Annotated in this window: 13 protein-coding genes; 3 read left to right on the forward strand and 10 right to left on the reverse strand. The window is 68.5% G+C overall.

From position 1 onward, the window contains the following. Positions 1–12: 12 nt before the first annotated feature. The 7 genes from ACLBWX_RS05815 to ACLBWX_RS05845 all read right to left on the reverse strand — a co-directional run bounded on the left by ACLBWX_RS05815 (position 13) and on the right by ACLBWX_RS05845 (position 7,338). Positions 13–1,452, reverse strand: coding sequence for a YcjX family protein (locus ACLBWX_RS05815; RefSeq protein ID WP_447676129.1), 1,440 nt, complete (start codon positions 1,450–1,452; stop codon positions 13–15). Positions 1,453–1,579: 127 nt separating this feature from the next. Further along, a complete protein-coding gene (locus ACLBWX_RS05820; RefSeq protein WP_447676130.1) occupies positions 1,580–2,827 on the reverse strand; it encodes a hypothetical protein in 1,248 nt (415 codons plus the stop codon). 54 nt (positions 2,828–2,881) lie between these two features. Continuing rightward, complete coding sequence (locus tag ACLBWX_RS05825) at positions 2,882–3,400, reverse strand: SixA phosphatase family protein (RefSeq protein WP_447676131.1); 519 nt, start codon at positions 3,398–3,400, stop codon at positions 2,882–2,884. A gap of 14 nt (positions 3,401–3,414) precedes the next feature. After that, positions 3,415–4,395, reverse strand: coding sequence for an aldo/keto reductase (locus ACLBWX_RS05830; RefSeq protein WP_447676132.1), 981 nt, complete (start codon positions 4,393–4,395; stop codon positions 3,415–3,417). Positions 4,396–4,492: 97 nt separating this feature from the next. Next, a complete protein-coding gene (locus ACLBWX_RS05835) occupies positions 4,493–5,344 on the reverse strand; it encodes an AAA family ATPase (protein ID WP_447676133.1) in 852 nt (283 codons plus the stop codon). 96 nt (positions 5,345–5,440) lie between these two features. Then, a complete protein-coding gene (locus tag ACLBWX_RS05840) occupies positions 5,441–6,091 on the reverse strand; it encodes a hypothetical protein (RefSeq protein ID WP_447676134.1) in 651 nt (216 codons plus the stop codon). After that, a complete protein-coding gene (locus ACLBWX_RS05845; protein WP_447676135.1) occupies positions 6,088–7,338 on the reverse strand; it encodes an ATPase in 1,251 nt (416 codons plus the stop codon). The genes ACLBWX_RS05840 and ACLBWX_RS05845 overlap by 4 nt, the downstream gene beginning before the upstream one ends. A gap of 273 nt (positions 7,339–7,611) precedes the next feature. On the opposite strand from ACLBWX_RS05845, the gene ACLBWX_RS05850 reads away from it, so the two are divergent. Next, complete coding sequence (locus tag ACLBWX_RS05850) at positions 7,612–9,456, forward strand: cation:proton antiporter domain-containing protein (RefSeq protein ID WP_447676136.1); 1,845 nt, start codon at positions 7,612–7,614, stop codon at positions 9,454–9,456. Between the two features lie 18 nt (positions 9,457–9,474). On the opposite strand, the gene ACLBWX_RS05855 is transcribed toward ACLBWX_RS05850, so the two are convergent. Further along, positions 9,475–10,014: a hypothetical protein gene (locus tag ACLBWX_RS05855; RefSeq protein WP_447676137.1), complete on the reverse strand. Its 540-nt coding sequence runs from the start codon at positions 10,012–10,014 to the stop codon at positions 9,475–9,477. 239 nt (positions 10,015–10,253) lie between these two features. On the opposite strand from ACLBWX_RS05855, the gene ACLBWX_RS05860 reads away from it, so the two are divergent. Then, positions 10,254–11,429 carry a vWA domain-containing protein gene (locus ACLBWX_RS05860; protein WP_447676138.1) on the forward strand — a complete coding sequence of 392 codons (1,176 nt, stop codon included), beginning with the start codon at positions 10,254–10,256 and terminating at the stop codon, positions 11,427–11,429. A 42-nt stretch (positions 11,430–11,471) separates the two neighbouring features. Continuing rightward, positions 11,472–11,924, forward strand: a complete 453-nt coding sequence (locus ACLBWX_RS05865; protein WP_447676139.1) for a bleomycin resistance protein — start codon at positions 11,472–11,474, stop codon at positions 11,922–11,924. On the opposite strand, the gene ACLBWX_RS05870 is transcribed toward ACLBWX_RS05865, so the two are convergent. Together ACLBWX_RS05870 and ACLBWX_RS05875 are read right to left on the reverse strand one after the other, a co-directional pair. Beyond that, positions 11,899–12,219, reverse strand: coding sequence for a 2Fe-2S iron-sulfur cluster-binding protein (locus ACLBWX_RS05870; RefSeq protein ID WP_055954982.1), 321 nt, complete (start codon positions 12,217–12,219; stop codon positions 11,899–11,901). The genes ACLBWX_RS05865 and ACLBWX_RS05870 overlap by 26 nt on opposite strands. Before the next feature lie 181 nt (positions 12,220–12,400). Beyond that, a complete protein-coding gene (locus ACLBWX_RS05875; protein ID WP_447676140.1) occupies positions 12,401–12,712 on the reverse strand; it encodes an Hpt domain-containing protein in 312 nt (103 codons plus the stop codon). Positions 12,713–12,947: the final 235 nt, after the last annotated feature.

A 12,947-nucleotide genomic window follows, 5' to 3' on the forward strand; every position in this document is an offset into this window, starting at 1 on the left:
TCCCGGGACGCCTCAGACGAGCTTGTCGCCGATGAGAAACTGCATGGCGCGGTCGAGACGGATCTGCGGGAGATAACCCGGCCGGCCGAGTGCATCGGCCTTCACCAGCGGTGGGCGAAACCGCGGAAAGCGCAGGGAGCCGGGCGGCACCGCCCCCTCCAACACCGATTCCGGCCTCTGCGGCAGCTCGCCTGGGAAGATCGCGGCCTCGCTCAAGCCGTCGAAGACCTCGTCTCCGACACGCTCGCCCGCTTCCGGCGTGCCCGACACGGCGCGCAGGATCTCCTCGCTATCGTGCACGGTGGTCTCGCGGGTCGCGCGGACTGAGGCCAGAGCGACGGTGCCGACCCGCGCGCCGGCCGCCTCCGTTCGCCGCATCGCCCGCGAGACGAGGAGGCGCAGCAGGGCGTCGAGGCGGTCGTGGCTCGTCTGGTGCAGATGGTCGGCCTTCGTGGCCGCGAACAGGATGCGCTCGGCCCGCGGCGCAAACAGCCGGGACAGGATCGTGTTGCGCCCGATGCGGAAGCTGAGGAGCACGGCATCGAGCGCCTCCTCCAGTTCGGCCAGCGCCGCCGGCCCTGCATCAACGGCCGCCAGGACGTCCACAAGAACGATCTGGCGGTCCACCCGCTGGAAATGGTTGCGGAAGAACGGCTCGACAACCTTCGCCTTGTAGGCCTCGAAGCGGCGCTCCATGAGTCCGGCAAGGCTGTCCGGAGCCAGGGTCTCGGGGAGATTGTCGAGGGGCGCGAAGGTCAGGGCCGGCGAGCCCGCGAGGTCGCCAGGCATCAGGAAGCGTCCGGGCGGGGTGGTCGCCACCGCCTCGGGGCCGGCGCGCAGGGCCGAGAGGTAGGTCTTGAAAGCGGTGCTGGCGTGCTCGGCCACCACTTCGTCGAGGGGTGCCAGAGGGTCGAGCCCCTTTAACGTCTCCAGCCACGGTGCCGCCATCGAGCCGCGGCCGCTTCGGCGCGTTCCGGCGATCGTCGCCCGGGACCAGGCGGTGTAGCTCTGGTCGATCAGCGCGAGGTCGAGCAGCCATTCGCCGGGATAGTCGACGACGTCGAGCATCAGGGTGCCCGGTCCGGAACGCCAGCCGCCGGACCGCTCGTACTCGATGGCGAGGCGGAACTGGCTGATCCGGTCGGTCGAGCGCGGCCAGAGCCGCTGCCCGGTGAGCGCGGCATAGTGCTCCTCGTAGGGAAAGCGCGGGATGTCGTCGTCGGGCTGGGGCACGAGGCGCGCGCGCCGAAGCCGGCCTTCGTGCGCCGGCGCGAAGGCCGGCAGGGCATGGGCCTCGACGAGATGGTGGATCAGGGCGGTCGTGAAGACGGTCTTGCCCGAACGTGCCAACCCGGTCACGCCGAGCCTCAAGGTCGGCTGGATCAGAAGGTCGCTCGATGCCTCGGCGAAGGCCTTGACCGCGGAACCCGCACGCGCGGCGAAGCTGTTCATGGCAACCTGTGGATGGCAACCTGTGCATGCGACAGGCAAGGGAAGGCGGTGCGGGCGCGCCGCGCCGATGCTGCAGAGGTGGCGCCACCGGGACGCCGCCGCAAGGCTTGGTGATGAACCAGAGCGATCAGGGAGCCGTGACCGGCGCGCCCATGGCGGCAAGGGTCGTGGCATCCAGGCGTGCGATCGCGGCCTCGACCAGGGCTGGTCCCGCGCGCAGGGCGCCGAGTTCCACGCTGGACATCGCCAGCATCACCGGACGCAGATTCGGCAGCGGACGCCCATCCGGGCCGAACAGCTTGAGATCCTCCTCGACCTTGAGACCGACGCTCGCGGAGATCCGCGTGGCGTAGTTGCGGATGCGTGTCTCGTCGTCGCCACAGAACGGCGCCGGCACGCTGAGGTCGAGAAGCGGCAGGCTCGGCAGACCGGCCGCGATGGCCGGCAGCTTTGCGGATTCCGCCACGAAACGCTCCTGCAGGTTCGCCACGGAGCCGGACTTGGGGAGCGGCGCGCGTTTCTGCGCCGTGGCCGCAGCGCCGAGGATGGTGCTCGGCTCGACCAGCAGCACAGAGGGTTTGGCGATCACCGTCGAGGGTTTGACCAGGATCTCGGAGGGGCGGACCAGAAGAGCGGATCTGGGTGCCGCTGCCGGTGCGGGTCTCGAATCGGGAGCAGCCTTCGCAGTGTCGCGAATGGGGCTCGGACGTCCCCGCAGACGCGCGAGGGGAGACCAGGGCTGGACCCGCAGGGAACCGCCCCGTGCTGCGACTGCCGTGCGCGCCACGCCGCCACGAGGGTGGCGGGCGAGGAAGCGCGCCCGCAGCGTACCGCCGAGGCCGCGCGGTGCGATGGTCGGGGAGATCTTCGCCCCCGTCGCGCGGCGTGCCAGTGGGGCAGCCGCGCCGCCGATGCGACACTCAGCCGGAGCCCAGCGCCGCACGACGGCAAGCGCCGAGCGGCGCCCGAACTCGCGATAGTAACGCCGGAGGAGCTGGGCCGCCGCGTCAGCCCCATCGGCCGCGGTCGCGAAGCCGGTATGGCCCTCGGCATCGGCGCCGATCTCACCGTTCCAGCGCGCCTTCTTGATGCACCAGTAATTGTTGAGCTTGACGCAACGGGCGACGAAGCCCGGTTCGGTGGTGGTGTAGCGGGCCACCAGGGCCAGCGAAGCGGGCCGGAGCCCCGCAGCCGCCTCGTAGCGCCAGTTCGACACCGCCCTGGCCTCCGATTGGAAGACCGGGAACGGCGCGGGCGTACCGTCGAACGCACGCAGCGCCGCGCTCCACTGCGACACGGTCGGCCGAGCATCCTCGACCGTGCGCTCAAGGCGCGGCAGCAGCGTCGTGAGAACGATGAGCGTGGTCAGGAGCACGGGATCTGGGAAGCTTGATCAGGACCAGGGCAACGGCGACCGGTCGCGAAGGGTTCAATCCGCGATGTCGAGGTCCTTCGGGGCGACGAAGCGCTCCAGCCGACCGCTTCCGGCGGCAACCGAACGCCAGGCATCGCCCTCGAAATCCAGGACCGCCACGGCAGCAGTGGGAAATTCGAGCGCCAGCCGGCGGCGCCCGGCCTTCTCACCGGAGCCGGCCAGCCGCATCGCCAATTCCTGCAGTCCCGGATTGTGACCGATCATCAGGAGGCTGCCCACCGTATCCGGGGTCGAACGCACCACGGCGAGCAGGGCCGTCTCCGGCGCCTCGTAGATCGAGGGAACGGTCTCGGCCTCGCGCCCCTTCAGGTCGGCCCGTATCGCCTCCCAGGTCTCCCGGGTGCGCAAGGATGGCGAGACCACGACGGCATCGGGCACCAGGCCCTCGGCCGCCAGATAGGCGCCCATCTGCGGCGCGGCGCGCTTGCCGCGATTGTTCAGGGGCCGGTCGAGGTCCGCGATGCCGGCAGGGCGGTCGGACTTGGCGTGACGCAGGAGGATCAGGCGGCGCATACGGAAACGGACCTTCACGAAAAACCGACGACGGGATGCGGGGCGTAGGGGGCTTCGAGGGCGCTCGTCTCTTCGGGCGTGAGCTCGAGGTCGAGGGCTGCGACCGCGTCCGCGAGGTGGCTCGGCTTCGAAGCGCCGACGATCGGGGCGGTCACGACCGGTTTCTGCAGCACCCAGGCCAGGGCGACCTGAGCCCGCGGCACGCCACGGGCTGCGGCGATGGCCGAGACCTGCGCGACGATGGCGCGGTCGGCGACATCGGCCGAGGCGTAGAGGGTCCGGCCGACCTCGTCGCTGTCCTGCCGAACGCTGCGCACCTCCCAATCGCGGGTCAGGCGTCCACGGGCCAGGGGGCTCCACGGCAGCACCGCGATGTCCTGGTCGAGGCAGAGGGGCAGCATCTCGCGCTCTTCCTCCCGATGCAGAAGATTGTAGTGGTCCTGCATCGTGGCGAAGCGGGTCCAGCCGTAGCGGTCGGCGGTGAAGTGCGCCTTGGCGAACTGCCAGGCGTACATGGACGACGCGCCGATGTAGCGGGCCTTGCCGACCTTCACCACGTCGTGCAGCGCCTCCAGCGTCACTTCGATCGGCGTGCCGTAATCCCAGCGGTGGATCTGGAAGAGGTCGACATGGTCGGTGCCGAGGCGCTTCAGGCTCGCATCGATCGACGCGAAGATCGCCTTGCGTGAGAGACCGCCGGCATTGGGCTGGCTCTTCAGGGGGAAGAAGCACTTGGTGGGGAGCACGATGGCATTGCGGTCGGCGTAGTCGCGCAGGGCGCGTCCGACGATCTCTTCACTGGTGCCGTCCGAATAGGCGTTGGCCGTGTCGGAGAAGTTGATGCCGAGATCGAGCGCCTGCTTGATCAGCGGCCGGCTCTCGTCCTCGCGCAGGGTCCAGGGGTGAGGCCCACGCTCCGGTACCCCGTAGGTCATGCAGCCGAGGCAGAGGGGAGAGACATCGAGACCAGTGCGGCCGAGCTTCTTCAGTTGCATCGGGAGCGTTCCGCTGGAGGAGAGCCTGCGCGGGCGACCCGCCCTATCTGGGTTTCGCAGGCGCTCCGGGCCAGGGGCCGATGCGCGATCGTTCGGCTCAGCCGCCGCGCTGCTCGCGCCGCATCAGGAAGGCGAGCTTCTCGAACAGCCCGACATCCTGCTCGTTCTTCAGGAGCGCGCCGTGCAATGGCGGGATGAGCTTCCGGCCGTCCCGCTCGCGCAGGGTCTCGGGCGCGACGTCCTCTGAGACGAGAAGCTTCAGCCAGTCGAGCAGTTCGGAGGTCGAGGGCTTCTTCTTCAGGCCGGGCACCTCGCGGGTTTCGAGGAAGACGCGCAAGGCCTCCTCGACGAGCCGATGCTTGATGCCGGGATAGTGCACCTCGACGATGGCCTTCAGCGTGTCGGCGTCCGGGAACTTGATGTAGTGGAAGAAGCAGCGGCGCAGGAACGCGTCCGGCAGCTCCTTCTCGTTGTTCGAGGTGATGACGACGATCGGGCGGCGCTCGGCCCGGACCGTTTCGCCGGTCTCGTAGACGTGGAACTCCATCCGATCGAGTTCGGTCAGCAGATCGTTCGGGAACTCGATGTCGGCCTTGTCGATCTCGTCGATGAGCAGGACCGGCCGCTCGGGAGCCGTGAAGGCCTCCCACAGCTTGCCGCGCCGGATGTAGTTGCCGATCTCGGAGACGCGTGGATCGCCGAGCTGGCTGTCGCGCAGGCGCGAGACCGCGTCGTACTCGTAGAGGCCCTGCTGCGCCTTGGTGGTCGACTTGACGTTCCAGGTCAGCAGCGGGGCCCCAAGCCCCTTGGCGATTTCTTCGGCCAGCACCGTCTTGCCGGTGCCCGGCTCGCCCTTCACCAGCAGAGGCCGCTCCAGCACGATGGCGGCGTTGACCGCCGTGGTCAGGTCGGAGGTCGCGACGTAGTCGGCGGTGCCGGTGAAGCGCATGGTGGAACTCGCGGGATGGGGACGCAGGCGTCCGGGGTTAGAGCGCGGCCGGCATCCCCGCAAGGCACCGACCGCGGTGGACATGGAGCGCTTCGGCTACAGCGTCTTCCCGTCGTGCCAGACGCAGTTCGAGGCCAGGATGCCGAGGTTGACGTCCGACTTCTGCGGCTGTGGCAGCGTCTTCCCGTCCATGGCGAGGTCGATCTTGATCTCGACCTGTCCCTTCGCCTCGTTCTGGCGGCGGGAGAAGTAGCAGTACTGCTGGAACGGCTGATCCTCGTTGGCACGGAAATTCCAGCCGGTGACGATCTGGCCGTCCATGTAGGGCACCTGCTTGAACACCGTGAAGGTGGTGTTCACCGGGGCCTTCGAAGCCGGGGCCGCGTCGTTGCCGAGCTGCGCCTTGGTCGGGGTCGGCGTCCCGGCCGCCTTCGGCAAACCGCCCTCGAGCTTGAGCACGTTGTCGGTGAGCGTGACCTCGCCCTTGGTCTTCAGGGTCACGTCCGACAGGGCGGCCTGCATGGCGGCGGCGATCTTCTCCGCCGCCGAGTCGAACTGGTTCATGTAGGCATAACCGTAGGACGCGGCGCCGACACCCATGCCGGCGAGAAGCACGAAGGCGCCCGCACCAAGGGAGCGGAAGAGGAAGGCGCGCGCGGCGACGATGCGCGTCTCGGCCCGCAGCCGCCCATTCACGCTCTGGGCGAGGACGACGTTCTCAGGGGTGCCGGGGGTATGGATGCTCACGCGCCGGCTCCCGCGCTGGCGGCCTGCGCCGGACCGCGTCGGTCGATCGGGATCACCGCACCGCCGGGAGCGGCGGTCACTGGAGCCGCGGGCGACGCAGCGGCGGTCGCTGGCGCGGGCGGGGCGACCACCGGTTCGTCCGGCACGCCCCTCGGCTGGCTCAAAGCCATTTCCTGGCGCAGGGCGTCGGTGATCGAATCAAGCATGTACGGGGTCGCCGCCGGGTCGACGGTGGCGCCGAGGTCGTCCTCGTCCATGAAGGTCTTGCGCACCGAGACCGCGCAGAGGGCGAGGATCGTGGAGGCGAAGGCGGCGCAGAGCGCCGGCACGAACACGAAGATGCGCAGGAAGGCGTGAACCTGCGCCTCCGACACGTCGATCGGATCGACGCCGTAGACCATCGCGGTGAAAGAATGCAGCTGGGAGCGATTCACCGAATTGCGATAGGCCTGCTCGGCATCCGCGACCTTGCGCTCGGCCGCACCGCGGTCGAGGTCGGCACGGGCCTTGCGGGCCTCCTCCAGCATCTTCGTCACCGCGCCGCGATCCGATCCGGCCTTGGCGACGCTGGCGTTCAGGGTCGCGGTACGCGGATCGGTGACGCACTTCATGTTGGAATAGCGCTGACCCTTGCTGTTGGTGCCGTAGACTCGCTCGCAGCGCTGCGCCGGCAATCCGGCGAGCTGGCTCGCGTTCTCGGCGCCGCGCTTCTCGATCTGGTCGAGCTCGGCCGTGTATTGCGCCACCCGCGCATCCGCCGCGGCGATGCGGTTGTCGATGGTGCCGCGATCGGCCTGGGCGTCCTTGAGGGCGGTCTTCGCCTTGGCGGCGTCCATCAGACGGGGATGGAACATCATCTCGCCGAGCTGGGACACCGATTTGGTGGTCACGCCGGCCGCGAAGATGATGCCCAGGATCGCCAGCATGCGGATGAAATAGGAGCGCTGGGTCCGGGCCAGGATGCCCAGCGGCACGCGGCACAGCTCCACCGCGGCGTAGACCAGGGGCGCCAGGAGCATGAAGTAGAAGGCCTGGGAATCGCCGTCGCTATAGACGCCGGCGAACAGCCAGGCGCCCCAGAGCGAAGCGCCGATGACCATGAACTCGACGAGATAGGCGATCGAGACGTAGCCCCACTTGATGCGGTAGCCCTTCTCGATGTGCCGCTCGTGCGTCCAGCGCTCGGATTCCCGGCGCCATTCTCGGGCTTCACGTTGCACGTCGCGGTTGGGCGGCGTCTTTCGCATGGGGCACTCGTATCTCGAAACGCGACGCAGCGCGCTTAACCGTCCATTAAGGCTTTGCCTTATGCGCATATTGTGCCGTTTTTGCGCCGCATCAGGGGTGCCGACCGGCACGGTCTCCCCATCCGAATGGTCGCAGCTCACCATTTTGTCGTTTCCGGGTGTGCGGGCTGTTGCGCCGGAGTGCCGCCGGTGCCCATGGTCCGGGACGGATACGCACGGGGCTGCGCTGCGGCGCCCCGCCTCCGGTCCGGTGCCAGGAGACATCCCGAACCGATGACGGACGTGCACGCCGGATCCTACAAGGAAGCGATTCTGTTCCTCGTCACCGCGGGCGTAGTGGTGCCGCTGTTCCATCGGCTGCGCATCAGTCCGGTCCTGGGCTTCATCGGCGCGGGCGCGCTTCTTGGCCCCTTCGGCCTCGGACGCTTCGCCGAAACGCATCACTGGGTCTCGACCTTCACCATCGCGAACCGTGCGGAGATCGCCCATCTCGCCGAATTCGGCGTCATCTTCCTGATGTTCATGATCGGGGTGGAGCTCTCCTGGCAGCGGCTGCGAACACTCCGGCGCCTCGTCTTCGGGCTCGGCTCGATCCAAGTCCTCGCCTCCTCCGCCGTCATCGGTGCGATCCTGCTATGCCTCTCGGTGCCCCTCGCCGCCGCGATCATCGTCGGCCTCGCCCTCGCCCTGTCCTCCACAGCGATCGTGCTGCCTGTGCTGGCGGATCAGAAGCGGCTCAACACCCCGGCGGGACGCGCCAGCTTCGCCGTCCTGCTGTTCCAGGACCTTGCGGTCGCCCCCGTCCTGTTCGCGATCGCGGTGCTCGGCCGCAACGACGGCTCGGATGTCGGCGGCGCCCTCGCCCTCGCCCTCGGGCAGGCGGCCGTCGCCATCGTGGTCATCGTCGTGGTCGGGCGCGTGGCGCTCCGGCCGCTGTTCCAGCTGGTGGCCCGGACGCGCTCGCCCGAGCTGTTCATGGCGGCCTGCCTCCTCGTCATCATCGGCACCGCCGTGACGGCCGCCGCCGCCGGCCTGTCGATGACGCTGGGGGCCTTCGTGGCCGGCCTGCTCCTCGCCGAAACCGAGTATCGCCGCGCCATCGAGGCGACGATCGACCCGTTCAAGGGTCTGCTGCTCGGGGTGTTCTTCGTCTCCGTGGGCATGAACCTCGATCCGGCCCAGCTCATGTCGGCGCCGGGCGCGGTGCTCGGGCTGGCTCTGGCGCTGATCCTCATCAAGGGCACCGTCATCGTGCTGGCGGCGCGCTTCCTCAAACTCTCGCGGGCCGTGGCGATCGAGGCGGCCCTTCTACTCGGACCCGGCGGGGAGTTCGCCTTCGTCCTGATCGGCGGCGCGCTGGCCGGTGGGCTGGTACCGGAGGAGGTCGGACAGGCGGCCCTGATCGTCACCACCGTGACCATGATCGCGATTCCGGCGTTCGCTGTCCTGGCCCGTCGCATCGGTAAGCGGCTCACCGTCGCGCAGCTCGGCCGCGCCCGGGCGGAGCCGGTGCCGGACCGTCAGCAGAACCGCGTCATCATCGCGGGTTACGGCCGGGTCGGACGGCTCGTGGGCGAAATGCTGGTGCGCCACAAGATTCCCTACCTCGCCCTCGACGCGGACGCGGCGCGGGTCTCGGAGCATCGCCGCCTCGGAAATCCAGTCTATTTCGGGGATTCGGCCAATCCCGAATTGCTGCGTCGCTGCGACATCGCCAATGCCCGCGCTCTCGTCGTCACCCTGGACAATCCTCGGGCGGTCGAGGCGGTGGTGGAGGCAGCCCGGGCCGAGCGGCGCGACATCACCATCGTGGCGCGGGCGCGTGATGCCCGCCATGCCACCGCCCTCTATGAGATGGGTGTGGACGATGCCGTTCCGGAGACGATCGAGGCTTCGCTGCAGCTCTCCGAGGCCGTCCTCGTCGATGTCGGGGTACCGATGGGCCTGGTGATCGCCTCGATCCACGAGCGGCGCGACGAGTACCGGGCGATGCTGAAGAAGAAGGAGACCGAAGTCCGACCGGCCTTCCGCGCCCGCCGGACCGTCGGCAAGGGCGTCGAGACCCGGGAGCCGTCGGCTGCCGCCGACGAGGGCAAACCGGTGGTCAAAAGCGCCTGAAAGGCGTTCCGGGACGCTTCAAAGCAGCCGACCCTGTCCACGGGACGGCATCACCGGCGCTGTCAACGGAGCCGATCCGGCGGGCGTCTGCGCGCCAGAAGCCTTGCCCGGTCCGGACTTGATGCCGGGCGGCGGCTTCGGCGCGCCCGGCTTCAGGGCATCGGGGGGCTTCTTCGCCCGCGGCTTGGCGCGGCGGACGGCGGGATGCGCGGACGGCTCCATGCCCGGCGCGTAGCTACAGCGATAGACGATCTCGTCGGGTGGCCCGAGACCAGTGTCGAGCGGGATCGTCACCGTATCGTCGTTGAAGCGCCATTTGCGTGTGCCCTTGTCCCAGTAGAGCCAGATCGTCGTCGGGTGGCCCTGCACCGAGAAGATCGCCGCCTTCTTGGACACCGCCCGGATGGTGCGCGGCTCGTACATCCCCTTCGACCGGTAGGCGTCCGCGAAGGAGGCGGGCTGACGGTCGATGAAGGTGTTGCGCACCACCTGAATCGTCGCGCCCGGTTCGGCAAGGAACCGCTTGAAATCGCTCAACGAGCGCAACGCGAGCGCCATGTCGGTCACTCCTAACTCTACCCGTAGACCATGCGCCCTGACGACTTGTCCTGACTTGCACGAGACCGTGCGGACAAGATGTTCGATTCAGATGACAAGTCCTGTTCGCCAGAATAACGTCCGCATGGCGCTATCAACAGAAAACCGGGGTTATACCCAGCTTAACGTATGTGAACCGGCCCGGCGCCGGTCACGGACGGCCCCTTGACCCCGCCCGCGGCTTACCGCGTTGTCGCGCCATGCTGCTCCAGTTCTTCACCGCCCTGCGCGAGGCCAAGGTCCCCGTCACCCTTCGGGAATTCCTGACGTTGCTCGAAGCGCTCGACCGCGACCTCGCCGAGAAGCGCGTGGAGGAGTTCTACCTGCTCGCCCGCACCGCCCTGGTGAAGGACGAGCGGAATCTGGACCGGTTCGACCGTGTGTTCGGCACCGTGTTCAAGGGCATCGAGACCCTGGGCGAGGCGACGGAGCCGACGGCGATCCCCGAGGAATGGCTGCGCAAGCTCGCCGAGAAGTATCTCACCGACGCCGAGAAGGCGGAGCTTCGGGCGCTCGGCTGGGACAAGCTGTTCGAAACCCTCAAGCAGCGCCTCGCCGAGCAGCGCGAGCGCCATCAGGGCGGCAGCAAGTGGATCGGCACCGGTGGCACCTCACCGTTCGGCGCCTACGGCTACAATCCCGAGGGCATCCGGATCGGGCAGGACGGCAACCGCAACTTCCGTGCGGTGAAGGTCTGGGACAAGCGCGAATTCAAGGATCTCGACGATACGGTCGAACTCGGCACCCGTAACATGCGGGTGGCCCTGCGCCGCCTGCGCCGCTTCGCGCGCACCGGAGCGGCGGACGAACTCGACCTCGACAGCACGATCCGGGAGACCGCGGCGAAGGGCTACCTCGACGTGAAGCTTCGGCCCGAGCGGCGCAACGCCGTGAAGGTGCTGCTCTTCCTCGATGTCGGCGGCTCGATGGACTGGCACGTGGCGCTCGCCGAGGAGCTGTTCTCCGCAGCTCGTTCGGAGTTCAAGCACTTCGAGCACTTCTACTTTCACAACTGCCCCTACGAGCGCGTCTGGCGCGAAAACCGACGCCGGCACGACGAGACGCTGCCGCTCCTCGACGTGCTGCGCACCTACCCGCCGGACTATCGCGTGGTGTTCGTGGGCGACGCCTCCATGAGCCCCTACGAGATCGCCATGGCGGGCGGCTCGGTGGAGCACTGGAACGAGGAGCCGGGCGAGGTCTGGCTGAGCCGCATCCTCGATCGTTTCCCGAAGGCGGTCTGGCTCAATCCCGTGCCTGCCGAACACTGGGCCTACACCCAGTCGATCGGTATGGTCCGCCGCCTGATGGGCGAACGCATGTTCCCGCTCAACCTCGAGGGCATCGACGGCGCCATGCGCACGCTCGTTCGCTGACGGGCGAAGCGCGTCTCCGTGTCCGGAGTAAACGGAATCTCGATGTCGGATTCACTGCCATGGGGCGGGTTTGCCCCACTCGTTCCCGAACTCGATGTCTGCGATCTCGCGCGGAGCTTGACGTTCTGGTGCGACGGGCTCGGCTTCACGATCGCCTATGAACGGGTCGAGACCGGCTTCGCCTATCTCGAACGCGAAGGTGCTCAGGTGATGCTGAGCGTGGTCAATGGACATTGGGCGACCGCGCCCCTCGAGCCGCCCCTCGGCCGGGGCATCAACCTGCAGATCGCAGTGCGGTCCACGACTGGGATCGTCGAGCGCCTCAGCGCCCTCGCCTGGCCGCTGTTCAGGCCGTTGCACGACGCGTGGTATCGGGCCGGCCGGGAGGAAGTCGGATGCCGGCAATTCCTGGTGCAGGATCCGGACGGCTACCTTCTCCGCTTCAGCGAGAGTCTCGGCCGCCGTCCGTTCACCCCTGACGTGCCGGCGTCGTGACGCTGAGGCCGTCGAGTTCGGGCGTGATCCGGATCTGGCAGCACAGGCGCGAGGTCGCGCGCACATCGGAGGCGAAGTCGAGCATGTCCTGCTCCATCGCCTCGGCGGGGCCCACCACCTCGGCCCAGGCCGCATCGACATAGACGTGGCAGGTGGCGCAGGCGCAGGCGCCGCCGCATTCCGCATCGATGCCCGGGACATTGTTGCGGATCGCCGCTTCCATCACGGTCGATCCCACGTCGCCCTCCACGGTCCTGGCCGTTCCGGCATGGTCGACGTAGGTGATCTTGGGCATCGGGGGCTCCGGGCTCGGACAACGCGTAGAACGGCCGGTTGTGCGGCGCACCGCCTGCCTTGAAGGGGCAGGCCTCCGAATGCAAGCGCGCTCGCCGACCAGGCAAGGATTCTTGCGCTTACGCCGCAGAGGCTCCGCCGTTCCATCGGGCCGCCGCGACGCGACGTCCGCGCCCGCCCGGTCAGGGTTCCTGCGGCAGTGCCGCGAGGGTCTCCCTCACCGCAGCGGCGAGCTCATCGCAGGAGGCGGCGGCACCGGTGCGGAGCGCATCCTCGACGGCGCCCGATGACAGGGCGATCCTGACCGCGCCGACCCCGAGAGCCGACCCCTTCAGGGTATGGGCGAGGTCGGCCCGTTCCGCGATCGGCCCGCCGGCATCGACGATGCCCGGCAGGAGGCGCAGACACTGGGCGGCGAAGAGGCCCATCAGCTCGGCGGCGAGCTCGACATCGCCGAACGTCTGGCGCGCGAGGTGTTCGGCATCGAGAAGCACCGGTCCGGGCGCGTCGCGTGAATTCGGATCTGGCAAAACGTCCCCTCGTGCCGGCCGCCACCGTCCAGGCTATCCACAGCTGAGCCCCGCCACCGTTCGCTTCCGTTTACGCGTTGAGGCATCATGCAGAAAGACGACGGCGCGGTATCGGCCCCGGGCTTGGTAACCATTCCGTTAAGGTTTTTTGGGCGCTGCGGCGGGCTCGGGTATCGGAGCCTCGTGCCGAAGTCTAAAG

The organism is Methylobacterium sp. M6A4_1b, from assembly GCF_053345175.1.